The 25360-nt window shown below is 74.3% G+C and carries 22 protein-coding genes; 10 read left to right on the top strand and 12 right to left on the bottom strand.

The features are described from left to right. Nucleotides 1-45: 45 nt before the first annotated feature. The 3 genes from ACF09C_RS04135 to ACF09C_RS04125 form a co-directional block, all read right to left on the bottom strand. A complete protein-coding gene (locus tag ACF09C_RS04135; protein ID WP_392088412.1) occupies nucleotides 46-1314 on the bottom strand; it encodes a VWA-like domain-containing protein in 1269 nt (422 codons plus the stop codon). Continuing rightward, nucleotides 1311-2576: an AAA family ATPase gene (locus tag ACF09C_RS04130; protein ID WP_392088410.1), complete on the bottom strand. Its 1266-nt coding sequence runs from the start codon at nucleotides 2574-2576 to the stop codon at nucleotides 1311-1313. The genes ACF09C_RS04135 and ACF09C_RS04130 overlap by 4 nt, the downstream gene beginning before the upstream one ends. Nucleotides 2577-2682: 106 nt before the next feature. Beyond that, nucleotides 2683-4065, bottom strand: a complete 1383-nt coding sequence (locus ACF09C_RS04125; protein ID WP_392088407.1) for a hypothetical protein — start codon at nucleotides 4063-4065, stop codon at nucleotides 2683-2685. A 196-nt stretch (nucleotides 4066-4261) separates the two neighbouring features. Between ACF09C_RS04125 and ACF09C_RS04120 the strand changes: the two genes are divergently transcribed. Then, nucleotides 4262-4927 carry a DedA family protein gene (locus ACF09C_RS04120; protein WP_392088405.1) on the top strand — a complete coding sequence of 222 codons (666 nt, stop codon included), beginning with the start codon at nucleotides 4262-4264 and terminating at the stop codon, nucleotides 4925-4927. Nucleotides 4928-5011: 84 nt separating this feature from the next. On the opposite strand, the gene ACF09C_RS04115 is transcribed toward ACF09C_RS04120, so the two are convergent. Continuing rightward, entirely contained in the window at nucleotides 5012-5539 is a 528-nt protein-coding gene (locus ACF09C_RS04115; RefSeq protein WP_392088402.1) for a gamma carbonic anhydrase family protein, read from the bottom strand. A 120-nt stretch (nucleotides 5540-5659) separates the two neighbouring features. Here ACF09C_RS04115 and ACF09C_RS04110 point away from each other — a divergent pair, with 120 nt between their 5' ends. Further along, complete coding sequence (locus tag ACF09C_RS04110) at nucleotides 5660-6403, top strand: acyltransferase (RefSeq protein WP_392088399.1); 744 nt, start codon at nucleotides 5660-5662, stop codon at nucleotides 6401-6403. 222 nt (nucleotides 6404-6625) lie between these two features. Here the strand turns inward: ACF09C_RS04110 and ACF09C_RS04105 are convergent, their stop codons facing one another. Then, on the bottom strand, nucleotides 6626-7495 hold the full coding sequence (locus ACF09C_RS04105) for an EamA family transporter (RefSeq protein WP_392088397.1): 870 nt from the start codon (nucleotides 7493-7495) through the stop codon (nucleotides 6626-6628). A gap of 115 nt (nucleotides 7496-7610) precedes the next feature. On the opposite strand from ACF09C_RS04105, the gene ACF09C_RS04100 reads away from it, so the two are divergent. Continuing rightward, entirely contained in the window at nucleotides 7611-8183 is a 573-nt protein-coding gene (locus ACF09C_RS04100) for a helix-turn-helix domain-containing protein (protein ID WP_392088395.1), read from the top strand. Nucleotides 8184-8227: 44 nt separating this feature from the next. Then, the gene (locus ACF09C_RS04095; RefSeq protein ID WP_392088392.1) at nucleotides 8228-8785 is read left to right on the top strand and encodes a YbaK/EbsC family protein; all 558 of its coding nucleotides are present in this window, start codon (nucleotides 8228-8230) and stop codon (nucleotides 8783-8785) included. Between the two features lie 55 nt (nucleotides 8786-8840). On the opposite strand, the gene ACF09C_RS04090 is transcribed toward ACF09C_RS04095, so the two are convergent. Together ACF09C_RS04090 and ACF09C_RS04085 are read right to left on the bottom strand one after the other, a co-directional pair. Beyond that, on the bottom strand, nucleotides 8841-9248 hold the full coding sequence (locus tag ACF09C_RS04090; RefSeq protein ID WP_392088390.1) for a CoA-binding protein: 408 nt from the start codon (nucleotides 9246-9248) through the stop codon (nucleotides 8841-8843). A gap of 192 nt (nucleotides 9249-9440) precedes the next feature. Next, complete coding sequence (locus tag ACF09C_RS04085; protein ID WP_392088388.1) at nucleotides 9441-9698, bottom strand: hypothetical protein; 258 nt, start codon at nucleotides 9696-9698, stop codon at nucleotides 9441-9443. Nucleotides 9699-9825: 127 nt separating this feature from the next. Here ACF09C_RS04085 and ACF09C_RS04080 point away from each other — a divergent pair, with 127 nt between their 5' ends. Further along, complete coding sequence (locus tag ACF09C_RS04080; protein ID WP_392088386.1) at nucleotides 9826-11007, top strand: AI-2E family transporter; 1182 nt, start codon at nucleotides 9826-9828, stop codon at nucleotides 11005-11007. A 23-nt stretch (nucleotides 11008-11030) separates the two neighbouring features. Here the strand turns inward: ACF09C_RS04080 and ACF09C_RS04075 are convergent, their stop codons facing one another. Together ACF09C_RS04075 and ACF09C_RS04070 are read right to left on the bottom strand one after the other, a co-directional pair. Beyond that, nucleotides 11031-12551 (bottom strand): carboxylesterase/lipase family protein, encoded by a 1521-nt coding sequence (locus ACF09C_RS04075; RefSeq protein ID WP_392088383.1) that lies wholly within the window; start codon nucleotides 12549-12551, stop codon nucleotides 11031-11033. Then, nucleotides 12548-14071, bottom strand: a complete 1524-nt coding sequence (locus ACF09C_RS04070; RefSeq protein WP_392088380.1) for a long-chain fatty acid--CoA ligase — start codon at nucleotides 14069-14071, stop codon at nucleotides 12548-12550. The genes ACF09C_RS04075 and ACF09C_RS04070 overlap by 4 nt, the downstream gene beginning before the upstream one ends. Nucleotides 14072-14244: 173 nt before the next feature. Here ACF09C_RS04070 and ACF09C_RS04065 point away from each other — a divergent pair, with 173 nt between their 5' ends. The 5 genes from ACF09C_RS04065 to ACF09C_RS04045 all read left to right on the top strand — a co-directional run bounded on the left by ACF09C_RS04065 (nucleotide 14245) and on the right by ACF09C_RS04045 (nucleotide 21302). Then, a complete protein-coding gene (locus ACF09C_RS04065; protein ID WP_392088378.1) occupies nucleotides 14245-15600 on the top strand; it encodes a PucR family transcriptional regulator in 1356 nt (451 codons plus the stop codon). A 9-nt stretch (nucleotides 15601-15609) separates the two neighbouring features. Next, nucleotides 15610-16236 (top strand): YigZ family protein, encoded by a 627-nt coding sequence (locus tag ACF09C_RS04060; RefSeq protein WP_392088375.1) that lies wholly within the window; start codon nucleotides 15610-15612, stop codon nucleotides 16234-16236. A 102-nt stretch (nucleotides 16237-16338) separates the two neighbouring features. After that, nucleotides 16339-17517, top strand: a complete 1179-nt coding sequence (locus ACF09C_RS04055; RefSeq protein ID WP_392088373.1) for an exonuclease SbcCD subunit D — start codon at nucleotides 16339-16341, stop codon at nucleotides 17515-17517. Further along, a complete protein-coding gene (locus ACF09C_RS04050; RefSeq protein ID WP_392088370.1) occupies nucleotides 17514-20522 on the top strand; it encodes an AAA family ATPase in 3009 nt (1002 codons plus the stop codon). The genes ACF09C_RS04055 and ACF09C_RS04050 overlap by 4 nt, the downstream gene beginning before the upstream one ends. Nucleotides 20523-20564: 42 nt before the next feature. Beyond that, entirely contained in the window at nucleotides 20565-21302 is a 738-nt protein-coding gene (locus ACF09C_RS04045) for a hypothetical protein (protein ID WP_392088368.1), read from the top strand. Between the two features lie 31 nt (nucleotides 21303-21333). Here ACF09C_RS04045 and ACF09C_RS04040 read toward each other — a convergent pair whose 3' ends face one another. The 3 genes from ACF09C_RS04040 to ACF09C_RS04030 all read right to left on the bottom strand — a co-directional run bounded on the left by ACF09C_RS04040 (nucleotide 21334) and on the right by ACF09C_RS04030 (nucleotide 25340). Next, the gene (locus ACF09C_RS04040) at nucleotides 21334-21780 is read right to left on the bottom strand and encodes an Lrp/AsnC family transcriptional regulator (protein ID WP_392088696.1); all 447 of its coding nucleotides are present in this window, start codon (nucleotides 21778-21780) and stop codon (nucleotides 21334-21336) included. A 104-nt stretch (nucleotides 21781-21884) separates the two neighbouring features. Then, nucleotides 21885-23591 carry a DUF885 domain-containing protein gene (locus ACF09C_RS04035; RefSeq protein WP_392088366.1) on the bottom strand — a complete coding sequence of 569 codons (1707 nt, stop codon included), beginning with the start codon at nucleotides 23589-23591 and terminating at the stop codon, nucleotides 21885-21887. Nucleotides 23592-23930: 339 nt separating this feature from the next. Beyond that, a complete protein-coding gene (locus tag ACF09C_RS04030) occupies nucleotides 23931-25340 on the bottom strand; it encodes a GNAT family N-acetyltransferase (protein ID WP_392088363.1) in 1410 nt (469 codons plus the stop codon). Nucleotides 25341-25360: the final 20 nt, after the last annotated feature.

Raw genomic sequence — 25360 nt, 5'->3', positions numbered from 1 at the left:
GGAGGGAAGGGCGGCCGGGGCGGCGAGCTGCCGGCCGCCCTTCCCTCACCCGTCGATGACGACCACGCGCGCCCAGCCGGGCGGTTCGTCCGGGACGTAGTCGGGGTTGTCCTCGTTGTACCGGGGCCTCTTCGCACGGGGGAAGAGGCCCACCACCGTCCGGCACGGTGGCGGTGCGCTGGGCCACGGGGTCTGGCCGTCGGTCAGCGCCACGATCACATCGGGGCGCGGCCGCCCGCCCAGGGCCTTGGCGAAGCCGGCCCGCAGATCCGTCCCCCCGCCGCCGATCAGCGGGATCCCCTCCGCGCGGCAGAGCGGGTGCGCGATCCGGGCCGCCGCGTCGCACGACACCACGCTGACCAGGTCACGCCGGCCGCCCACGGTACGGGAGATCGCGGCGACCTCCAGGAGCGCGCTGCCCAGTTCGGCGTCGCTCACCGAGCCCGAGGTGTCGATGACCACGGTGACGCGCGGCGGCCTGCGCCGCAGGCTCGGCAGTACGACACCGGGCAGCCCGGTCGAGCGCCGGGACGGACGGCCGTAGCTGTAGTCGTCGCCCGCGCCGGGGCCCGAGGTCGCCGAGCGGACCGCCGCGCCGAGCAACTCCCGCCATGGCTGCGGCGGATGGAAGGCCTCCTCCGCCCATCGACGCCAGCCCTGCGGGGCGCTGCCCGGCCGCCCGGAGATGGCCTGCGCCACCCGGAACCGCACCGCGTCCCGCTGCTGCTCGGTCAGACCGTCCGCGCCGTCCGGCCCGAGGTCCCACTCCCGTTCGCTGCCGTCCGCGCCGCTGCCGCAGTCCAGCCAGACGAGGTGCGCCGTCCGCGGACCGAGCCCGAACCGGGGCAGGTAGTCCTCCATCAACTCGCCTTCGGGGAGGTGCAGGTGGCGCGGCAGGACGGCGCCCTCCGGACGCACCAGACCGTCGCCGAACACGTCGTCGTTGATCTCCATGTCCGCCGCGATGTTCATCCGCAGCCGCTCGGCGGCGCCGGTCAGACCCCGCGTCCTGGCGAGCCGCTCGCCGCGCCCGTGATGGTCGCGCAGCAGGTGCGACACCTCGTGCACCCACACTCCGGCCAGCTCCTCCACCGGGGTGCGCTCCACGAACCCGGGGGAGACGTAGCAGCGCCAGTACGCGTCGACCGCCATCGTCGGCACCTGCCGCGACTCCACGGTGTGCAGCGCGAACAGCGCCGTCGCCAGGTACGGCCTGGCCCGGGCGGCCTGCAGCCGCGCGGTGTAGAGCTTGTCGAGGTCCAGTGCGAGGGGCACCCCGTTCGCGGCGGGAGTTCCGCGCGTGCCCGGCGTCATCGGCGTCCCTGCGGCTTCAGGGCCGCCTGGGCGGCGCGGGCCGCCGCGTCGTCGGCGCGCCGGGAGAGGGAGACCACGCCGGCGAGCTTCTCGATCGTGTCCGGGACCGTCCAGTCCGCCTGCCGCAACGAGGCGAGCGTCGTCGCAGGGACGACCACCAGGTCCGGGGCCCCGGTCTCCAGCGCCCGTACCAGGACCGCCCAGGCCGCGTCCCAGCGTGCCTCGTCCGGGCGGGCGCGCACGGCGGCGACCACTCCGTCCAGCGCGGCCTGGCGCAGGTCCCCGCGCTCGGGCAGCTCGGCGGCCCCGGGATCGGCGAGCAGCGTCTCGGGGTCCGGCAGGTCCATCCGGTCGACGCTCGCCATCAGTTCGAGGCCCGGCCCGTCACCCACGGTGCCCCGCACCAGCTGGGCCAGGACATCGCGCGAGGAGCCGGCCGCCGTCGCGAAGGCGATCAGACGGAGGGTCATGTCCCAGCTCCGGGGTGAGGGCCACGGTCCGCCCCGCCGTGTCTCGCTGCTGGGCAGCCGGTGCACCAGCTCGGGGCGGACGGTCAGGAACCCGCAGACCGCGCGCCGGGCGAACGCCACGGCCTCGGGCAGCTTCCCGGGGCCGAGTCGGGGCAGGGTGGCCCGGGGCCAGGTTCCGCCGAGGCCGCGGACGACGACCTCCGCGTCGTGGACCCACTGCAGGTGGACGAACCGGTTGGCCAGGGGCGGGCTCAGCTCCCAGCCGTCGGCGGCCGACGACCTCGGGTTGGCGGCGGCCACGATCCGCACCCCGGGCGGCAGCCGGAGGGCGCCGATCCGCCGCTCGAGCACGAGCCGGAGCAGCGCGGCCTGGACGGACGGCGGCGCCGTGGAGAGCTCGTCCAGGAACAGCAGCCCCCGGCCCGCCCTGACCAGCCGCACGGCCCAGTCCGGCGGCGCCATCGGGACGCCCTGCTCGGCGGGGTCGTCGCCGACGACGGGCAGGCCCGAGAAGTCCGAGGGCTCGTGCACGCTGGCGATCACCGTGGTCAGGGGAAGGTCGAGCTCCTCGGCCAGCCGCGTCAGGGCCGCCGTCTTACCGATGCCCGGCTCACCCCAGAGGATCACGGGCAGGTCGGCGGCCACGGCCAGCGTCAGGGCCTCCAACTGGGTGTCGGGCCGGGGTTCGGTGGTGGTGTCGTCGAGGAGCGTCAACAAGGCGCCGGCGACGTCGAGCGGGGAATCGGGGGTGGGCGTGGGGGCGTACGCGGGCATGGTGGACAGAACAGTCATGAGTGATCACCTGTGGAGGTCGGTGGGACCGTGAGAAGTGAGGTGGTACGGGGACGGAACCCCGGGTGAGGGGGCTGCCCCCGTACCACGGCGCGGGTGATGTGCCTCAGTGCGCGAGGCGGGGCCGGGTTCGTACGTCGCGAGGCCGACGCGGAGGAGGCGGGACGCGGTGGGGCGGGGGTGCGTCGAGGCCCGAGCGGAACATCCCGTACGCGATCCGCCGCCGGGCCGCCTCCTCAAGCGCGTCCCGCAACGGCCCGCCGCGGAGGGTCGCCCCGGGGCCGAGGAGGCCCTCGACGACGGCGAGCGCGCCCGCGAGGTCACCGTGCTGCAGACGTTCGCGCACACCGGCGAGGCAGTCCGGGCGCCGGTGCGCCTCGTCGATCGCCCCCAGACACGGCAGCGGGGGCCCGCCGAGTGCGACGAGCAGTTCCTCCCGGCCCAGCTCGTCCGGGCCGTGGTCCAGCGGAGCCAGTACGCCGTCGACCAGAGCGATCCGGTGCAGGTCGCCCCGGCACTCCACGACCCGAGGCCTCGACGACGCCCGCTCGTCGCAGCGGTCGGCCGGCACATGGTCCGGTACGAGCGCGGAGGCGACCAGCGGGTGCAGGCGCCCGGCCTCGATCGCGCCCGCCCGCAGCAGCTCCAGGTCGGGCAGCACCCAGGTCGCCGCGTCCGGCAGGAGGGTCGGCGCGCCATGGCTCCCGGCATCCCGGGGAGCCCCGGGGGCCGGGGCCACCGCGAGTGTGAGGCGGCGGCGCGCGTCGAGGCGTACGGCCACCGGGCCCTCGGACCTGCCCTCCGCGTGGAGGACGAGCCTCGCCTCCGCCGGCCAGCGGTCGACGGCGCAGAGGTACCCCTCCGGTACAGGCGCCTCCGCCCCGCTGGCCGGGGGCGCGTCCGTGGCCGGCGGTTCCGCCCCCGAGCGCAGCCGCAGTTCGTCGGCCCTGCGCGCGTCCCACAGGTGGCGGTGCAGATCGAGACGGAACCGCCGATCGGGACGCGGGTGCGGGTGGCGCCCGGCGGGGCCCTGGCCGACGGACCTGCCGGAGGAGCCGTCCCAGAGGGCGAGGCTGATGCGCTGGCCGCCCTCCGCCCACGCGGGCGGGGTCCTGGCCACGAGATGCACCGGGCTCGCTCGCGCCGTCGGATCCGCGGGGGCGTAACGGGCCAGCGAGATGGTCAGGCCGGGGCGCAGCAGCCCGTGCGGAGCGACCCTCGGCATGTGCCAGCGCAGCAGGTCGGGAGCGAGATGGCGGAGATCGCGGCGGATCCGGTCGGTGAGGTCCCGGCCGTGCGCCCGGGTCACCGACCGCAGGTCGAGGTCGACGTCGACGCGCGCCGCGGCGCACGCCCCGGCCCAGTCACCGGAGAGGCGGCGGGCGGTCGCTGTCGCGATCATGGACGGCGGCACGGCGAACTCGCGGACGCGCAGCCAGAAGGAAAGGAAGGAAGCGTGGGCATCCTCGTACGCGGTGTGAGTGGTCATCAGCACTCACCTTGCGCGGACGGGACCCCCCAACACTGAACGGTATGAGTCGTCATCGCCGCGGAGCGTAGCGCGCCTCGTCCGGGGGCGACCACTCATTTACGGGATCGGACGCGGCCGGAGGGCAGGCCGTGACCAGGTAGGCTGCCCCGGCGCGCGCGACGCGGCGCGCGCCACGACCCGGGAGGGAACCGCGTTGCACGTCCAGGAGTGGCTGGAGACGATCCCCGCGGTGGCGATCTACGCGCTGGTGGGAGTGGTGATCGGGCTCGAAAGCCTGGGAATCCCGCTCCCCGGCGAGATCGTCCTCGTCAGCTCGGCCCTGCTCGCCTCCCAGCACGGTGACATCAACCCGTACGTCCTCGGCGCCTGTGCCATTGCCGGGGCCATCATCGGCGACTCGATCGGCTACGCGATCGGACGCAGGGGCGGGCGCCCGCTGCTCGCCTGGCTGGCCAAGAAGTTCCCCAAGCACTGCGGCGAGGCCAATGTGGCGCTCGCGGAGCGGTCCTTCGAGAAGTGGGGCATGTGGGCGGTCTTCTTCGGCCGCTTCGTCGCCCTGCTGCGGATCTTCGCGGGACCGCTGGCGGGCGTGCTGCGCATGCCGTACTGGAAGTTCCTCATCGCCAACGTCCTCGGCGGCATCCTCTGGGCGGGCGGCACGACGGCCGTCATCTACTCGGTGGGCATCGTCGCCGAGGCATGGCTCAAGCGCTTCTCGTGGCTGGGCCTGGTGCTCGCGGTCCTGGTCGGCGTCACGTCGATGCTGATCCTGAAGAACCGCGCGAAGAAGGCGGCCGCGAAGGCCGAGACGCAGCCGGCGGCGGAGGCGGCGCCGACGCCGGTGCCGGTGGCGGACTGAGCGCTTCGCGGGAAGCTCGACGTACGCGCGAGGGCGCGGTGGCCGCACGGCCGCCGCGCCCTCGCGCTGTGCAGAAGCGGGATCTCAGTCCTGGAACGCCTCGGCGTGGCCCTTGGCCAGGTGGAGGTACATCTCCGCGTTGAGGCGGATGCCCGCCTGCTCCTCCTCGGTCAGCGGCCGTCGCACCTTCGCCGGCACGCCCGCCACCAGCGAACCCGGCGGGATCTCCATCCCCTGCGGGACGAGCGCCTGCGCCGCGATCAGCGAACCGGCGCCGATCCTGGCCCCGTTGAGGACCGTGGCGCCCATGCCGACCAGGACGTCGTCCTCGATGACGCAGCCGTGCACGGTCGCGTTGTGGCCGACCGTCACCCGGTCGCCGATCGAGACCGGGAAGCCCGGGTCGACGTGGACGGTGCAGTTGTCCTGGATGTTCGAGTCCTCACCGACGGTGATGGGACCGCAGTCCGCCCGGAGCACCGCGTGGTACCAGACGCTCGCGCGGGCGCCCAGCGTGACGTCGCCGAGCACCACGGAGGTCGGCGCCGTGAAGGCGGTCGGATCGACCTGCGGATCCTTGCCGCCCACGCCCTTGATCAACGCCTCGGTCATCGTTCGCTCCTGCTCCCTCGTACGTGCGTCACGCCTCCCCGGCACCCTAACCGTGGCTCATGACGGACATCACAGGGCACCCGACTGATCAGGTACGACCGTGCCGACTACCGTGTGCGGGTGCCCAGGAACAGAAACACGTTCTCTTCTTTCACCGCCTGGCGGCGCCGCGTTCTCGCCCGCGCCGTCCAAGGCGGGTGGCGCTGGGTGCAGGAGGCCGGTGCCGTGACCGCCGACAGTCCCGGGCGGCTGCGCTTCAAGCGCCTCGGCGCGGGCACCCGGCTGGCCTTCCCGCAGGGCACGGTCTTCGGCGAGCGGTGGATCGAGATCGGCGAGTGCTGCATCATCGCCGAGCAGGTCACCCTGACCGCGGGGATGCTGCCCGGCCTCGACCTCGGTCCCGACACGGTCCTGACCCTCGGCAACGGCGTCGTCCTGGGGCGCGGCAGCCACGTCATCGCCGACACCTCGGTGACGATCGGCTCGGACACGTACTGCGGGCCGTACGTCTACATCACCTCGACCAACCACAGTTACGACGACCCCGACGAGCCGGTCGGCAGGCAGTGGCCGCGCTCCGAGCCCGTCGAGATCGGGCCGGGCTGCTGGCTGGGCACGGGGGCCGTGATCCTGCCCGGCGCGAAGCTCGGCCGGAACGTGGTGGTCGCGGCGGGCGCGGTCGTACGGGGAGAGGTCCCGGACCATGCGGTGGTCGCCGGGGCTCCGGCGAAGGTCGTCCGCAGCTGGGACCCGGAGCGGGGCTGGCAGCCGCCGCTGCGGACCCCGGCGCCGACCCCGATTCCGGACGGGGTCACCCACGAGCAGCTCGCCGCGCTCGCGGCCTGGGACCTCGCCGAGGGCTGACCAGGCTCTAGGGAGTGTCCGGAAAGTCTGGCCTGGCCGGCGACGCCCCGGCACGCACGCTCGCCGCGTTGCCGAAATGCCCGAGTAGCTCCGCTACTAGGACATCCCGGCGCCTTGCGATCGCACGCACCGGACGCCGCCGGCCCCGCCCTTCGGGCGGACGCCCATACTTTCCGGACACTCCCTAGGAGGCGGCGCCGGAGCCGGCCCGTGGGCGTCGCCTCAGCCCGTGGCCAGCAGGACCGTGCCGACCAGGGCCAGGCCCGCGCCCGCCGCCTGGACCGCGCGCAGCCGTTCCTTCAGCACCCCGCGCGCCGCGAGGGCCGTGACGACCGGGTAGAGGTTGGCGAGGACGGCGGCCACGGTCACCGGGCCGGTCTGCGCCGCGATGGAGTACGTACCGTTGGCGGCGACGTCCGCGAGGCCGACGAAGGCGAGCGCCGGGAGGGCCGCCCACACGACCTTCATCCCGCCACCGCCCTCGGGCAGCGCGCGCCCGCCCCGCTTCACCGAGACGTAGAGCGCGCCGCCGCCGACCGCCACGTTCGTCACCCGCTGCACGAAGAGGGCGAGGAACAGGCCGGTCAGCGTCGAGGAGGCCTCGGCGATGAGCGCCATGACCGAGCCGAAGCCGAAGGCCGCGACCAGGGTGAGGAGCACGGCCTGGCGCTGCACGGGCGCCCCGCGCAGCTCCGGACCGCCGGCCAGGACGATGCCGACGATCGCGACGCCGATCCCGGCGAACTGGAGGAGCCCCGGCCGGTCGCCGATGAGCAGGCCCACCGAGACGGGCACGACGACCCCGATCGAGCCGAGCGGGGAGACCACGCCCATCGGGCCGAGGGCGAGGGCCTTGTAGAAGGAGAGCATCGCGACCGGGCCGACCACGCCCGCGGCGACGGCGTACCAGAGCTGGGGGCCTGCCTCGGACCAGCCGCCGGTGGCGACCACGATGGCCCCCAGGACGACGACCGCGACGGTCTGCGAGGCCACGACCACCGTGAGGGCGGGCATGCGCCGGGTGAGCAGCCCGCCGCCGAAGTCGGCCAGACCCCACAGGAGGGCGGTGGCCAGGGCGAACAGCGCGGTCATGGATCCTCACAGGGGGCGGTCTCGCAGTACAGTGCGGTGGACAGCTGGTACACCGCGGTAGACCCCACCGTAGTTCAGTCTGTTGGACTCTGTCATCCAAAATATTGGACGGAATGTGTCGGACCTCGATCAGCTCACGCAGTCGCTCGCGCGGAATCTGAAGCGGTGGCGCAATGAACGCGGATTCACGCTGGACGCGCTCGCCGCCCGGGCCGGCGTCAGTCGCGGCATGATCATCCAGATCGAGCAGGCCCGGACGAACCCCAGCGTCGGCACCACCGTGAAGCTCGCGGACGCGCTCGGGGTCTCGATCACCACCCTCCTCGACTACGAGCAGGGCCCGCACGTCCGCCTCGTCCCGCCGGACCAGGCCGTCCGCATGTGGTCCACCACGACCGGCAGCCACACCACCCTGCTCGCCGGCACCGAGGCGCGCGGCCCGCTCGAGCTCTGGGCGTGGACGCTGATGCCGGGCGACGGCAGTTCGTCGGACCCGCACCCCGACGGCACGACCGAGCTGCTGCACGTCTCGGCCGGGGAGCTCACCCTCGTGGTCGAGGGTGAGGACCACCGCATCCCGGCGGGCACCTCCGCCGTCTTCGAGGCCAACGTGCCGCACGCGTACCGCAACGACGGCGCCGAGAAGGTCGAGATGACCATGGCCGTCTCCATCCCGCCCGTACGCTGAGACGCCGAACGCCGTTACCGGCGGCCGCTGTTAGCTTGGTCGCCATGCGCGCACCCATCGGAGACTTCGACAACGCCGTTCCCGCCCCCGACTGCCTGGACCTGCTCACGGAACCGGTGGCGGCGGCCGTACGCGGCTGGCAGGGCAGCGTGCCGACGGATCAGCTGCTGTACGTCGACACGGACCCGGAGATCGCCGACACCGCGGTCTTCGTCGAGAACCACGGCCGCGAGCTCCTCGAACAGTCCGCGAACTGCGTGATCGTCGCAGGGAAGCGCGGCGAGGAGACGACCCTGGCGGCCTGCGTGGTGCGGTCGGCCACCAGGATCGACGTCAACGGGGTGGCCCGCCGCCAACTGGGCTCCCGCAAGGTGCGGTTCGCGCCGATGGAGACCGCGACGGGCGAGAGCGGCATGGAGTACGGCGGCATCACCCCGATCGGGCTCCCGGCCGACTGGCCCGTCCTCGTGGACGAGACCGTGGTCGACATCCCCTGGGTCCTCATCGGCAGCGGGCGGCGGCGCGGCAAGCTGATCGTCCCGGGCAAGGCCTTCGCGGAGCTGCCCGGGGCGGTCGTCCTGGAGGGCCTCGGCGTCGAGTGAGCCCGGGCCCCGCAGAGCCCATGGCCCTGCGGCCGGGGCCCCGCGGGGCGGGCCCTCAGCCCAGCCGCGGGATCTCGATCGCCGGGCAGCGGTCCATCACCATGTCGAGGCCCGCGGCCCGGGTGCGTTCGTACGCGGCCTCGTCCACGACACCGAGCTGGAACCAGACGGCCTTGGCACCCTTGGCGACCGCCTCGTCGGCGACCGCGCCGGCCAGCGCGCTGTTGACGAACACGTCCACGACGTCGACGTCGAAGGGGATGGCGTCGAGGGAGGCGTAGCCCTGTTCGCCGTGGACGGTCTCGGCCTTCGGGTGCACGGGGACGATCCGCTTGCCGTGCCGCTGCAGGAAGGCCGCGACGCCGAAGGCGGCGCGCTCCTCGTTGGCGGAGAGCCCGACGACGGCCCACGTGTCGCCGTGCTGGTCGAGGATCCTGCGGATGGTTTCGGTGTCGCTGTGCACGCTCTGTCTCCGGTCGCCGAGTTCCAACACTCCCAGTGTCGGAACGTGCCGCGGCCGCCGGGGATTCCCGCCGGAGGGTCCGGCGCCCCGCGAGGGCGGTCCCCGGGTCGCGCGGGCCCGGGCCGCGGGGTCACGCCGTGTGGCGGTCCGTTGCCTCTCCGGACGGCCCCGAGCGACGTTCATGACGTCCGGTCAGAGGTCCTCGGGATCCAGCTCGAAGGTGAAGTAGACGCTCAGCTGATAGGGCTCGTCCTCGTCGTCGAAGTGGTCCCACGACACGTCCACCAGACGGATGTCGTGGTCCCGCACCCACTCGTGGGCCTTCTTGAAGGCCCCCGCGGCGGTCGTGGCGGGAAAGAGTTTCCTGGCCATGGCGTGCACCTGGGTCTCGGCGTCCGAGTCGTCGAAACCCGCGGGAACGTCAAGGCAGAGGTCGGGATCGAAAGTCATGGGGTGCGTGTGCCTTTCCCGGTCGTGCTGAGTGCGACACCTGAGGAGACCGCCGGTCGCGCTGATGGGTTGCTCGCAGCGCCGACCGGCATCCATGGGGTGCGACCGGCCCCCATAGGGTGACCCCATGCCTGCCACCACCCTGAGTTCCACGAAGGCCGCCGCCGCACTCCGGCGATCCGCCCGCGTCTCCGCCGAGTTGCTCGTCGTCCTCGTCATGGCCGGGGTCGCGCTGTGGCTGCTGGGCAAGATGTGGTCGGTCGTCTGGCCCCTCATAGTGGCCCTCCTCCTCACCACCCTGACCTGGCCCCTCGCGCGCCTCCTGCGCCGGTGGGGCTGGCCGCCCGCGCTCGCGGCGTCGGCCGTGACCGTGCTCTTCCTCCTTGTCGCCGCGGGCATCGTCGCGCTGATCGCGGTGCCCGTCTCGTCCCAGTCGGGGGAGCTGGCCGACGGCGTGGTGCAAGGCATCCAGACGTTGCGCGAGTGGGCGGCGGGACCGCCCCTGAACATCGGCGACGAACAGATCTCCGGCGCCTTCGACACGGCAGTCGACCGCGTCCAGAACAGTGTCGGCAGCCTGGTCAGCGCCGTCGGCACGGGGGTGGGCACCGTGTTCAACGGCGTGGTCACCGCCGTCCTCGCGCTCTTCCTCATGTTCTTCTTCCTCAAGGACGGCCCGCGGTTCCTGCCCTGGCTGACGCGCCAGCTCCCCGGCCGACTGGCCACCGACATCCCCGTCGTGGCCGCGCGCGGCTGGGAGACGCTGGGCGCGTTCGTGCGCTCGCAGGCGTTCGTCGGTCTGCTCGACGCCGTCTTCATCGGCATCGGGCTGTGGATCCTCGGCGTACCTCTGGTGCTCCCGCTGGCCGTGCTGACCTTCGTGTCGGCCTTCGTGCCGATCGTGGGAGCCCTGTTCGCCGGCCTGGTCGCGGTCCTCATCGCGCTGGTGTCCAACGGCCCGACGGACGCGCTCATCGTGCTCGCCATCATCGTGGTCGTGCAGCAGCTGGAGGGGAACGTCTTCCAGCCCATGATCCAGAGCCGCGGGCTCGGCCTCCACGCCGCGGTGATCCTGCTGGCCGTGACGCTGGGCGGCAGCCTCGCCGGCATCGTCGGCAGCCTGCTCGCCGTACCCGTCGCCGCGCTGATCGCGGTCGTCTGGAACTACCTGCGCGAACAGCTCGGCGAACCGACGGCGGAGCAGGAGGAGTCGGAGGAGTCGCAGGAGTCGGTGGCCGGGAACGCCGAGCGCACAGGGGAGTCCGGCGACGCCGGGGACGCGCCCCTGGACACCCCCGTCCCCGCGTAGCCCGCGCGCCCGAACCGGCGGCCTCAGACGCCCCAGGCCCGCAGCTCCTCCTCGCGCGGCGACTCGACCACGGTCGGACCGTCGTCGTCGGGGCGGCCGAAGGTCATCACCGGCCGTGCTCCGTCCCACGGCCGCCAGCCCGGATCGCCCGTCGTCGCGAATCGCACCCAGGCGGAGTGCATCGCGTCGGCGAGCGGGCGCGGTGCGTCAGGACCTGTCAGGGCCACCGCCCCCGGCCGGTCGAGGGTGTCGAAGACGAAAGCGATCTCCAGTGCGTGGCAGGCGCCCAGGCCGAGGACGGGGGAACGCCAGCCGAACTCGTAGACGTACGTGGCGCCCGGCCCTGCCGTCCGGGCGTCCGCCAGTCGGTTCTGCGGCACCCGCAAGAGCTTGTCCGTGGCGAGCGCGCCCAGTACCTCGCCCGGCGTCTCCCCGGGCCGCCGCGACCGGTACGTCCGTACGGTCCGTGCCGGCACCCCGGCCTTCCACGCCGCCGCGCGCAGCGCGAGACGGCCGATGCGCTCGGTGAGCCCGCTCGGCACGAACCACAGCCGGTACTCCTCGGTGTTCGTGCCCATCAGCAGGTCCACGTCCGCCGCCGCGCCCGCGCGCAGCGCCTCGAACGGATCGCGCGGCAGGACCTCGCCGTCCACGACGATCTGGAAGGAGTGTCCGCCGGTCAGCGGCGACCCCTTCCCCGTCACCTCGGTCTGTGCGTCGAGGAGCCGCTCCGCCGGTACGGCGGACAGCGCCCGCGCCGTCGCCGCCACGCCCAGCCGCCGGGCGATCGCCTCCGTCGTCCGACGGGCCCGGTCCTGCGGCAGCGCCGTCGGCGCCCCGCTCTGGAGCACAGCCCGCCGGAACAGGCCCCGCGCGAGCGGGGAGGCGAGCAGCGCCGCGAGGGAGATCGCGCCGGCCGACTCACCGAAGACGGTGACCCGGTCCGGGTCGCCGCCGAAGGCCGCGATGTTCTCCCGTACCCACGTCAGCGCGGCCAGCTGATCACGCAGCCCCAGGTTGGCCGGGGCGTCCGGGAAGACCCCGAACCCCTCGATGCCGAGCCGGTAGTTGAGGGAGACGAGCACGACACCGTCGCGGGCGAACGCCTCCCCGTCGTAGACGGGGACCGCGGACGACCCGTGGACCAGGGAACCGCCGTGGATCCACACCATGACGGGCCGGGCCGCGGCACTCCGCCCGTCCGGCGGCGGCCAGGGGGCCCACACGTTCAGGTTGAGGCAGTTCTCCCCGGCCACGTCCGGGTCAGGGAGGAGCGTGTCGAGCGGAGCCTTGTACGGGCGCTTGGGCGCCGTCGCCCCGAAGGCGAGAGCGTCCCGCACGCCGTCCCACGGCTCGACGGGCTCGGGCGCCCGGAAGCGCAGCGGCCCCACCGGCGCCTGGGCGTACGGCACCCCGAGGAAGGCCGCGACACCTCGCGACGTAGGAGCCGACGACCCGGTCGGCGCCGTCCCCGACCGCTCCACCCGGAACCCGCGCAGGGTCCCGCCCCGCGTGAACACCACCGGTTCACGAAGCCCGGTCATCGGTCACGACTTCCTTCCGACGTACTCGTACCCGCCCCCGCCGCGACCAGCGCCCGCTTGAGGACCTTGCCGGTCGGGCCGAGCGGCATCGCGTCCACGAACCGTACGAGCCGCGGGTACTTGTGGCGGCCCAGGCGCTCCTTCGACCACTCCACCAGCTCCGCCGCCCCGACGTCCTCCGCCCCCGGACGCAGGACGACCACGGCGCAGACCTCCTCGCCCCTCGCCTCGTCGGGGACGCCGATCACCGCGACCTCCGAGACCGCCGGGTGCCGGACGAGGACCTCCTCGACCTCGCGCGGGTAGATGTTGAAGCCGCCCCGGATCACCAGGTCCTTCTTCCGGTCCACGATGCTCAGGAAGCCGTCCTCGTCGCGGACCCCCAGGTCCCCGGTGCGGAACCAGCCGTCCACGACCGCCGCGGCCGTCGCCTCCGGATCGTCCAGGTACCCCGCGAAGACGTTGTGACCGCGCACCACGACCTCGCCGATCCCGCCGTCCGCGAGGAGCTCGATCCGGTCGTCGACGGCCGCGTCGGCGACCTCGACCTCGACGCCCCACACCGGGTGCCCCACGGTGCCGGGGCGCGTCCCGAGGTGCGGCTGGTTGAAGGTGGCGACCGGTGAGGTCTCGGTCAGGCCGTACCCCTCCAGGACCTGGGTGGAGAAGGTCTCCTCGAATCGTTCGAGCACGGCGACGGGAAGCGCGGCGCCGCCCGACACGGCCGCCCGCAGCGCCACCGGCCGCCGCTCGTCGGAGGCCGCCGCCTCCACCAGCGCGTGGTACATCGTCGGTACGCCCATGAAGACGGTGACGCCCTCCTCGACCAGCGCCGCGAGCGCCGCGGGGCCGCTGAACCGGGGCATCAGGACGAGCGTCGCGCCGACCCGCAGCGTCCCGTTCATCGCGCAGGTCTGCCCGTAGCTGTGGAAGAGCGGCAGACAGCCGAGGACGACGTCCTGCGCACCCATGCCCAGCAGGTCCTGGGAGGTCACGGACGCGTTGAGGACGATGTTGAGGTGGGTGAGGAGGGCGCCCTTCGGGCGGCCCGTCGTCCCGCTCGTGTAGAGGATCACCGCCGTGTCGCCGGGCCCGGCCGGCTCGGCTGCCCGCAGCGGCACCTTCGCCGTCGGGGCGCCCTGGAGCGCGCGCACCCCGGCGCTCCGCGCCGCCTCCTCGGCCACCGCCCACAGGGGCCCGCCGCTCACGACCGCGACCGCGCCGCTGTGCTCCAGGACGTACCGCACCTCCTCGGCGACCAGCAGGCCGTGGACCGGGACGACCGTGGCCCCGGCGGCCAGCGCGCCGTAGTACACGCGCAGGAACTCCGTGGTGTTCGGCAGCAGCACGGCCACCCGGTCGCCCGGCCGCACCCCCGCGGCCCGCAGACCGGCCGCGCAGCGCAGCGCGTCGTGCCACAGCTCCCGGTAGGTCAGCCGGACCGCCCCCTCGACGACCGCGATCCGGTCCGGGTACCGGCGGGCGGACTCGCCCAGGACGTTGGCGACGCTCAGTGACATGGCACGCTCCAGGAAACGCTGCGTTGACAGGCCGGACACGGCACAGAATCGTTCCTGGTACGGGTCGGGCACCATGTGCATCTGCCCAGCATGTGACCTCGGGCGGTGGGCAGTGGCCCCTCCGGGATGTCCGGGGCGTGGCATCCGCCAAACGACGGCGTTACGGTGCGCCCATGAACCCCACTCCGGCGGCGACCTCCGGCCCGGGCCCCCGGACCGGCCCCGCGTCCGGCGCCGGATCCGCGTCCGGTCCCGGCCCCGTCGTTCCCGTGGCGGTGCCCGGTGGCGTCGCCGGTGCGGCCCTGCGCCGTACCCTCGCCACCTCCCTCATCGGCGACCTGGCCCGGCTCACCGACCGCGCCGTGGACGACATCCGCGCCCACAGCGGTACGTACGCCTCCGGGACCCCCGTCACCCGCGCGGACCTGTGGGAGATCTGCCGGGACAACCTGCTGCGGGCCCTCCAGGACTTCGGCGGTCTCGCCCCCACCGGGGTGGACTTCGAGCAGGCCGCCCGCGAGACCGGCCGGCGACGGGCCGAGCAGGACGTACCGCTCGACACCGTCCTGCGCGCCTACCGCCGAGGCGGCCGGGTCCTCTGGCAGGTCATGGCGGAACACCTGCGCGCCCGGCCCGGCCGGGACAGCGACACCAGGGACACCGAACTCGACGTCGCCGGCGCCCTGTGGGAGACGATCGACCGCTACTCGGTCGCCATGGCCGACGCCTACCGGCTCACGCAGCTGGAGATGCAGAGCCGCCAGGACACCCGCCGCGTCGCCCTCTTCGAGGCCCTGCTCGACGGCCGCGCCGACGATCCCGCCGTCGCCACGGCCGCCTCCGCCGCCCTCGGGGTCCCCGTGAGCGACCGGTACGTCGTTGTGGTCGCCGCCCAGAACCCGGCCGCCCCGCCCCACCCGGCGCCGGTCCTGGAGGCCGCGGGACTCTGGTCCTTCTGGCGCCCCCGCGCCGGTCGCTATGCCGGCATCGTGCGGCTGCCGCGCGGCGCCGACGCCGCGCGCGGCCTGCTCGACCTGCTCCGCCGGCAGACCGGCACCACCGCCGGGGTCTCCCCCGAGTTCGACCGGCTCGCCCAGGCGGGCCGGGCCCTCCGGCTCGCCGAACAGACCCTCCGTACCCTCCCCGTCGGCAGCGGCGAGGCCGCGGCGTTCGACGACCGGCTCACCGAGGTGCTGCTCAGCGGCCGGCGCGACATCATGGACCGGATCGTCGCCGTCCACCTCGGGCCGGTCCTCGCCACCGCCGGAGAGCGCGCCGCCCTCCTGGAGACCCTCCGGGTCTGGCTGGACTGCGGCTGCTCCGCCGCCCGGGCCGCCGAGCGGCTCTACTGCCACCGCAACACGGTCCTCAACCGCATCAGCCGTATCGCGGAGCTCACCGGCCGCTCCAGCGAGTCCGGCGAGACCCGCCTCGGCTGGGCCCTGGCCCTGCGGGCCCTGCCGCTCGCTGACCTCGGCGACGAGCAGGAGCGGACGGCGGGGGACAGGGGCGCGTTCCCGGGCGCATAGGGTGGCGGGATGCAGGAGCAGTACCGCACGATCGCCCGCGAGGGTGTGCACGAGACCGAGATCAACCGCTCGCGCTTCCTCTGCGCGCTCGCGCCGGTGGCGACCGAGCAGGAGGCGCAGGAGTTCGTCGCGCGCGTCCGCAGGGAGCACCCGACCGCGAGCCACAACTGCTTCGCGTACGTCATCGGCGCCGACGCCGCCGTCCAGAAGGCGAGCGACGACGGCGAGCCGGGCGGCACCGCCGGCGTCCCCATGCTCCAGATGCTCCTGCGACGCGAGGTGCGGTACGTCGCCGCCGTCGTCACCCGCTACTACGGCGGCGTGAAGCTCGGCGCGGGCGGTCTGATCCGGGCGTACGGCGGCGTGGTCGGCGAGGCCCTGGACGCGCTCGGCACCCTCACCCGGCAGCGCTACCGCCTCGCCACCGTGACCGTCGACCACCAGCGCGCGGGCAAGCTGGAGAACGACCTGCGGGCGACCGGGCGGAACGTGCGTGACGTGCGCTACGGCGAGGCCGTCACCCTGGAGATCGGGCTCCCGGACGCCGACGTCGACGCCTTCCGCGGCTGGCTCGCCGACGTGACGGCCGGCGCCGCGAGGCTGGAGCTGGGCGGAGAGGCGTACGGCGATGCGTGAGCGTCGCGATCCCATGGCCGCCACCGGGACCGGGACGGCCGCGGTCACCGGAATCCCCGAAGCCACCGCCGTTGTCCGACCCCACCGATACGCTCCTGGATCATGAGATTCCTGCACACGTCGGACTGGCACCTGGGGCGGTCGTTCCACCGGGTGAGCCTGCTCGACGCCCAGTCCGCGTTCCTGGACCACCTCGTGGCGACGGTGCGCGAGCGTGACGTGGACGCGGTCCTGGTCGCAGGGGATGTCTACGACCGGGCTGTGCCGCCGCTCTCCGCCGTGGAGCTCTTCGACACCGCCCTGCACCGGCTGGCCGAGGCCGGGGTGCCGACGGTCATGATCTCCGGCAACCACGACTCGGCCCGCCGCCTCGGCGTCGGCGCCGGGCTCATCGAGCGGGCCGGCGTCCACCTCCGCACGGACCCGGCCGGCGTCGGCACCCCCGTCGTCCTCGCCGACGCCCACGGCGACGTCGCGCTCTACGGCCTGCCGTACCTGGAACCGGCCCTGGTGCGCGAGCGACTCGGGGCCGCCAGGGCAGGGCACGAGGCGGTGCTCTCCGCCGCCATGGACCGGGTCAGGGCCGACCTCGCCGCCCGGCCCGCCGGCACCCGCTCCGTCGTCCTCGCGCACGCCTTCGTCGCCGGCGGCGAACCGAGCGACAGCGAGCGGGACATCACCGTCGGCGGCGTCTCCGCCGTACCCGCCGGAGTGTTCGACGGCGTCGACTACATGGCCCTCGGCCATCTGCACGGCAGCCAGACCGTCACCCCGCGCGTCCGCTACTCCGGCTCCCCCCTCGCGTACTCCTTCTCCGAGGTCCACCACCGCAAGACCATGTGGCTGATCGACCTCGGTCCCGACGGCGCGATCGAGGCGGCGGAGCGCGTGGACTGCCCCGCCCCCCGCGCCCTCGCCCGCATCCGCGGCCGCCTCGACGAGCTGCTCGCCGACCCCGCGCTCGTAGGGCACGAGGAGGCCTGGGTCGAGGCGACGCTCACCGACCCGGTGCGGCCCGCCGAGCCCATGGCCCGGCTCACCGAGCGCTTCCCGCACACCCTGCACCTGGTCTTCGAGCCCGAGCGCGCCGAGGACGACCCGTCCGCCTCGTACGCCCAGCGGCTGCGCGACCGCAGCGACCAGCAGATCGCGGAGGACTTCGTGGCCCATGTGCGCGGCGGCGCCGGACCCGACGACACCGAACGGACCGTGCTGTACGGCGCCTTCGACGACGTCCGCGTCGACGCGGCGGCCGCGGAGCGCGAGGTGGGCGCCCGGTGAGACTCCACCGCCTCTCCGTCACCGCCTTCGGCCCCTTCGGCGCCACCCAGGAGGTCGACTTCGACGCGCTCTCCGACGCGGGCCTCTTCCTCCTGCACGGCCCCACGGGCGCGGGCAAGACCTCCGTCCTCGACGCCGTCTGCTACGCCCTGTACGGAGCCGTGCCCGGCGCCCGGCAGTCTCCCGGCACCTCGCTGCGCAGCGACCACGCCCCGGCCGGCACCTACACCGAGGTGCAGCTCGAACTGACCGTCGGAGAGCGGCGGTTGGAGATCACCCGACGGCCCGCGCAGCCCCGCCCGAAGAAGCGGGGCGGCGGCTTCACCACGGAGAAGGCCCAGAGCTGGCTGCGCGCGTACGACTCCGGCACGGGCGAGTGGACCGCCCTCAGCCGCTCGCACCAGGAGATCGGCGAGGAGATCACCCAGCTCCTCGGCATGAGCCGCGAGCAGTTCTGCCAGGTCGTGCTCCTGCCCCAGGGCGACTTCGCGCGCTTCCTGCGCGCGGACGCGGAGGCCCGCGGCAAGCTGCTCGGACGGCTCTTCGACACCCGCCGGTTCGCGGCCGTCGAGGAGCGCCTCGCGGATCTGCGCCGCGTCGCGGAGCAGCAGGTAAGGGAGGGCGACGAGCGGCTGCTCGCGCTGGCCCACCGCACGGCGCAGGTCACCGGCGGTTCGGTCGTCGACGAGCGGCCGGGCGAGCCCGGCCTCGCCCAGGCCGTCCTGACCCAGGCCGCCGTCGCCCGGTCCGAGGCGCGCGAAGCCCTCGACATCGCCGACGCGGCGGTCTCGGCCGCCGAGTCACGGCAGGCCACCGCCCGCAGGACCCTCGACCGGGAACGGGACCTGGCGGTCCGTCAGGCGCGGCACGCGGAGACCCTGCGCCGCCAGGAGGCGCTGGAGTCGGGCAGGCCCGAGCGGGACCGCGTCCAGGCGATGCTCGACCGCTCCCGCAAGGCCGATCTCGTGGCCCCGGCCCTCTCCCTGCGCGCCGACGCGGAGCGCGACCACGGCTCGGCGCGGTCGGCCCGCGAGCAGAGCCTCGGCCGGCTGCCCGCCGAACTGGCCGACGAGGGCGCGGAGCAGCTGTCCGCCCGGGAGCGACGGCTGACCGAGGAACTGGGCGGCCTCGAGTCCGCCCGGCGTGCGGAGCGACGCGCCGCCGAGATCACGCGGGAGCGCGCCGACCTCGACCGGCAGGCCCGCGCGGACGAGGACATCCTCCAGGACGCGGGCGGCTGGCTCTCGGGCTGGGAGCCCCGCCGGGCCGACCTCGCGACCCGGATCGAAGCCGCCCAGGAGGCCGCCGCCCGTGCCGAGCACCTCGCCGGCCGGCTCGAACCGGCCCGCCGGCGGCTGGCCGCCGCCCGGCGCAGGGACGAGCTCGCCGAGCGGACGGCCACCGCCGAGTCCCGCCTGACGGCCGCCCGCGAGCGCCGCAACGAAGCCCACGAGCGCTGGCTCGACGTCAAGTCCCGCCGTCTCCAGGGCATCGCCGCCGAACTGGCCGCCGCGCTCACGCCCGGCGACCCCTGCCAGGTCTGCGGCTCCGCCGACCACCCGGCCCCCGCCCGCACGAGCGCCGACCACGTCGACCGGGTCACCGAGGACACCGCGTACGCCGCCTTCACGCGCGCCGAGGAGGACCGTACGACGGCCGAGGTCGATGCCGCCGCCACCGCGGAGGCGTGGGCGGCGGCCCGCGAGGAGGTCCGCGAAGGTGCCGGTGCCGAGGCCGGGCCTTCCGTCGACGAACTCGCCGCGGAGGTCGAGGAGCTGACGCTCCGGCATGCCGAGGCGCACGCGCTCGCCGCCCAGACGCACGGCGCGCGCGAGGCCCTCGCGCGGGCCGAGCGCGAGTACGAGAACCGCGTGGCGGCACAGCGGGACGCCGAGCGGCGCGTCGCCGCGCGGACCTCGCAGCGCGAGGCGCTCGACCGGGAGCAGACCGCCCTGGACGCCGAAGTGGCCCGGGGGCGCGGCGCGTCCGCGAGCGTCGCCGAGCAGGCCTCCCTGCTGGAGCGGAAGATCGCCGTCCTGATCGAGGCCGCCGAGACGGTACGCCATGTGGAACTCACCGCCCGGCGCCTCAAGGAGGCCGACGGCAAGCTCGCCGACACCGCGTTCCGGGCCGGGTTCGACACCCCCGACGAGGCCGCCGCCGCCCTCCTCCAGGACGGTGAGCACCGCACACTCCAGCACCGCCTCGACGCCTGGCAGGCGGAGGCCGCCGCCGTCGCCGACCGGCTCGCCGAGCCGGAGACCCGGGCCGCCGCCGAGCACCCGCCCGCCGACCCGGAGGCCGCGGAGGCGGCGCACACCTCCGCCGAGCGCGCCCTGCGCGAGGCCGGCTCCACCCTCGCCGCCGTGCGTGAGCGCGGCGCCGAACTGGCCCGCCTCTCCCGGCAGACCGACACCGAGGTCCGCCGCCTCGGACCGCTGCGCGCGGAGTACGAACGGGTCGCCCGGCTCGCCGGACTGACCGCGGGCACCTCGGCGGAGAACGAACGGAAGATGCGCCTGGAGTCCTACGTCCTCGCCGCCCGGCTCGAACAGGTCGCGGCCGCGGCGACGGCCCGGCTCCAGCGGATGTCCTCCGGCCGCTACACCCTGGTCCACTCCGACGCCCGCTCCGGCGGCAAGCGGGCCGGCCTCGGCCTGCACGTCGTCGACGCCTGGACGGGCAACGAGCGGGACACCGCCACCCTCTCCGGAGGCGAGACCTTCTTCGCCTCCCTGTCCCTCGCCCTGGGCCTCGCCGACGTCGTCACCGACGAGGCCGGCGGCGTCCGCCTCGACACCCTCTTCATCGACGAGGGCTTCGGCAGCCTCGACGACCAGACCCTGGACGAAGTCCTGGACGTCCTCGACTCGCTGCGGGAACGGGACCGCAGCGTCGGCATCGTCAGCCACGTCGCCGACCTGCGACGACGTATCCCCGCGCAGCTGGAGGTCGTCAAGGAACGGACGGGGTCGGCGGTACGGCAGCAGGGAACCGGCGCCTGACACGCCGGCTTCCGCGACAACTCGGAACAGGGGGGGCGTCCGATGGACGCGAGTATCACGTCGGCGGTGATCGGATCGGTCGCCGTCGGCGGCACGGCCCTGGGCACGGTGCTCGGCGGCTGGGTCCAGGCACGGGGCGGCCAGGCCCAGGCCAAGGCCGCCCAGGAGGCCGCGCGGATAGCGGCCGAGGCCGCGCACCACCAGGCGCTGTTCGACCGCCGCTGGTCGCTCCTCGCGGCCTACCTGAGAGCCGCGAGCGAGTGCATGGAGGCCGCGGACCAGCTCTACACCACGGACTCCGTGCCGGAGGTACGGCGGCGCTGGCACGCGTTCACGCTCACCCACGCCGAGGCCGAACTGGCGGCGCCGGCGGCGCTCCTCGTCCCCGTCGACGAACTCCGCAAGGCCGTCGGCAGCATGTACTGGACGGCCCAGCGGGCCGCCCCCGCCCACCGGGCCAAGAAGGAGCTGTACCGGCGCTCGACACAGGGGGACCCGGCGGCGGTCAGGGCGCGGGAGGCGACCGAGAGGCTCTGGCAGGCGGTCGACGGCGTACCCCTCGTCCAGCGGGAATCGTCCCCCGAGTACGCGGACGCGCGGCGGGCTCTCGACGACCTGCCCGGCTTCGGCGCCGAGCAGGCGGCCATGTTGCTGCGCAGGACCCGGGACCAGTGGGACGACGCCGCCCAGGACCGGGAGGCGCGCAAGGAGAACCACCATCTGGCGCGCCGGGAGCTGGTGTCGGCTGCGCGGAGCGCATTCGGCACGGACCGCTTCTGAGCGGGGCGGGACCGGATGCGTCGCTCCGGGATCAGCGGCCGATCGCGCGCCGGGGGAGGGGCGAGGAGTACACCACGCTCGTCGTCACCGAACCCAGCGCGCCCACCTTGCCGGAGATCTCCTCCAGGTGCTTCATGGACCGGGCGGCCACCTTCAGGACGAAGCAGTCGTCGCCGGTCACGTGGTGCGCCTCCAGGACCTCGGGGGTGGACGCGATCAGGTCGTGGAACGGCTTGTAGTTGCCGTTGGGGTAGCGCAGCCGGACGAAGGCGAGGATCGGCAGACCGAGCCGCTCCGGGGCGACGACGGCCGCGTACCCCGTGATCACCCCGGCCTCCTCCAGTCGGCGCACCCGCTCGGTCACGGCGGAGGCCGACATGGACACGGCGCGGGCCAGTTCGGTGAAGCTGGCCCGGCCCTGGCTCTGCAGGGCGTCGAGGATGCGCCAGTCGGTGGCGTCCGGGGTGTATCCGGTCAAGACGGTCATGACCGTGATGGTGCAGCGGAATCCCCGGGCGATCAAGCGATCGCCGGGGAGTTCTCACCGTCCGGAACACCCGACGGGCGGGAGATCCCACCTGGTCAGAGCCGCGAGATCTCCTCGACGAGGTCGTCGAGGCCCAGCGGCCCCTGCGAGAGCGCCGCCATGTGCCAGGCCTTCGCGTCGAACGCGTCGCCGTGCGCGGCCCGCGCGTTCTCGCGGCCGAGCAGCCAGGCACGCTCGCCCAGCTTGTAGCCGATCGCCTGCCCCGGCATCGAGAGATAGCGGGTCATCTCGCTCTCGACGAAGGCCGGCGGCCGGCTGCTGTGCCGCTGGAAGAACTCCTGCGCCAGCTCGGGCGTCCACTGCTCGCCCGGATGGAACGGCGAGTCCGCCGGGATCTCCAGACGCAGGTGCATGCCGATGTCGACGATCACCCGGCAGGCCCGCATCATTTGCGCGTCCAGGTAGCCGAGGCGCCGCTCGGCGTCGGGCAGGAAACCCAGCTCGTCCATCAGCCGCTCCGCGTAGAGGGCCCAACCCTCCGCGTTGGCGCTGACCCCGCCGATGGTCGCCTGGTAGCGGGAGAGCTGGTCGGCGACGTGCACCCACTGCGCGATCTGCAGGTGGTGTCCGGGCACGCCCTCGTGGTACCAGGTCGACACCAGGTCGTACACCGGGAACCGGGTCTGGCCGTCGACCGGCAGCCAGGTGCGGCCCGGCCGGGAGAAGTCCTCCGACGGGCCCGTGTAGTACGGCGCGGCGGCGCCGCCCGGCGGGGCGATGTGCGACTCCACCTTCCGGACCCGCTCGGCGAGTTCGAAGTGGGTGCCGTCCAGCGCCTCGATCGCCTCGTCCATCAGGCCCTGGAGCCAGACCCGTACCTCCTCGACGCCCTCGATGTGCGTGCCGTGGACGTCGAGATGGGCGAGCGCCTCCCACGGGCCGGAGCCGGGCAGGATGCGGTCCGCCTCGGTCCGCATCTCGCCCAGGAGCCGGTGGTACTCGGACCAGCCGTACGCGTACGCCTGGTCGAGGTCCAGGTCGGTGCCGTTGAAGTACCGCGACCAGCGGCGGTACCGCTCGCGGCCCACCGTGTCGGGCGCGCCCGCGACGGCCGGGGCGTAGACGTCGCGCATCCAGTCCCGCAGCGCGACGACCGCCTCCGTGGCGCCCCGGGCCGCCGAGCCCAGCTCCGTACCCAGCTCGGCGCGGAGCGACTCCGGCGCCGTGGCCGCGAACTCCTCGAACCAGCCCCGTGCCCCGGCGTCGTCCCCGCCCGCCCACTCCGTCAGCTGCCCGATGAAGGTGGTGGTCGCCCGGGGCCCGCCCAGGAGCTTGCGCTCAAGGCCCAGTGCCAGGGACTCGCGGTAGCCGTCGAGCGCCGCCGGAACCCCGCGCAGCCGCTGCGCGACGGCCTCCCAGTCCGCCTCGGTCTCCGTCGGCGCCACCGTGAACACCATCCGCACGCTGTGCGCGGGGGAGCGCATGTTGCCGACCGCGCACAGGCCCTCGTCGGCGTCGTGGACGGCGAGTTCGGCCGTCAGCCGCTCCCGCAGCAGCCGGGCGCAGCGCCGTTCGGCGTCGGTGTCCGCGCCCGGGAGCCGCTCGGCCTCGTCGAGCCGGGCGAGGGTGCGGCGGGCGAGTTCCGCCACCGCCTCCTGGCCGGCGGGCGAGAAGTCGGGAAGGAGGCCTGCGCTGGCTTCGACTCCCAGGTAGGTACCGGTGATCGGGTCGAGTGCGATGAGTGCGTCGACGTAGCTGTCGGCGACCTGGCGGGGCAGCGGGCTGCTGGAAGTCTCTGGCATGGGGGTCATCCTCCTGCCTCCACGGTCCTCGCGTCATCCTCAATCGATCTCATGAGGCTGACAAATGAGCGCTCGGAGCGAGGGCTCGCGCGCCCCCCGGGCGGGGTCCCGCCGACGGTCTACGCGGGTCACCGCGCGCATGCGCTCGACGGACGGGCCGAACAGTTCGCGCCGGTGCGGCCGCCGCATGACCGGCGGCCATGCAGCAAGCACCAAGTCGACTTTGGCCGGATCCCGTCGGCGACGGTACCCCGGTCGTCCCGGGTGCCATGCGAAGGATCCGGCCACGTTCCGGCCGTGGGCCGGCCGGTTGCCGGCCGGCCGTCGTGCGTCCGGTGGTCAGCGCTCGCCGAGCTGCAGCCGGCGGACGGCGGCGGGCGCCGGCTTCGTGGCCAGGCGGGCGGTGATGACCAGGGTGCCCTCCTCGATCTGGTAGTCGAGGGGGAGGTTCAGGGCCCGCATCGCCGCCACCATGCCGGTGTTGGACGACTGCGTCACGGCGTAGACGCTCGCGCAGCCGGCCTCGACGGCCATCGCGACCAGTCGGCCGAGGAGTTCGGCGCCGATGCCCCGGCGCTGCCAGTCGTCCTCGACCATCAGGGCCACCTCGGTCTCGTCGCCGTCCCAGAGCAGATGGCCGAGGGCGACGAGCCGACCGGAGGTCGTCTGCACGGCCAGCGTGCGGCCGAAGCGGGGGCTCAGGAGGTGGTCGAGGTAGCGGTCGGCGTCTCCGACCGGGCCGTGGTAGCGCAGGGCGAGCGTCCGGGCGGAGCAGCGGTCGTGCATGGCGCGCGCGGCCGCGAGGTCACGCTGGTCGGCGCGGCGGACGGTGATCTCGTTGCCCTCGGGCAGGGTCAGGACGTCGTGGCTGCGGGGGATGCGCGGGCCGAGGCGGGCGTCCAGCTCGACGAGTGCCCGGGCGCGGGCGAACTCGGTCGGGGTGAACGGAAGGTGGGCCCGCTCGATGGTGAGCACGCCGCCGTTCGGGTCGCGCAGCCGCATCACCGTCTCCTCCAGGACGCCCTCGACGGGGGCGGTCTCGCCGGTGGGCCGGCCGCTCAGCGAGACGGCGGGCAGGGAGTGGATCCTGCAACGGCCGAGGAGCTGGCGGAGGGCGAGCGGAAGTTCGGCAGCGTCGAGTGCGGTCCGGGTGGCGAGGCCGAGCAGCCGGGTCGGGGTGTCCACCAGGTCGTGGGCGTCGGCGCGCTCGATCCAGGTGTCCCGGCCACCGGCCGCGCCGATCTCCGCCGTCAGCTCGCCCGCCTGGAGGGCGGCGGGAGCGCGCAGCAGGAACTCGTCGACAGTGCCCTCGGCGAGCGGGTGGGTCTGGAGGGTCAGGATGTCGACCCCGTGGCGGGCCAGTGCCGTGCACAGCGCGGCGAGGCTGCCCGGGGTGTCGCGGACCGTGGTCCGCATCCGCCAGAGGGCGGTCTCGACGGGCTCGCCGGAACCACTGTCCTCCGGGTGGGTGTCGGCGCCCGGCGGCAGCGGGGCGGATCCGGTGCCGCCGGGATCGCCGACGGGCGGTGCATGGCTGTGGCGCCTGGCCCACCAGGTGTGGAAGGTCGCCGTGGCGATCAGCGCGATCGCGGAGAAGACGAGCATGTACGGGCCGTCGGCGCCGCGGACCACGGTCTTGGCGATGGTGTCGGCCACCACCACGGCCGTGAAGAGGGCGGCGAGCTCGATCAGGTCCCGCCGCCAGTGGTGGGGGCGGCGGGCGGTCTTCGCGGACGTCACATCGGTCATGACCTCACTGTGGCCCAACG

This window comes from Streptomyces sp. NPDC014870 (assembly GCF_043081505.1).
GTDB lineage: Bacteria > Actinomycetota > Actinomycetes > Streptomycetales > Streptomycetaceae > Streptomyces.
The sequence above is the reverse complement of the archived record's forward strand: the minus strand, read 5'-3'. Positions and strand labels throughout refer to the sequence as shown.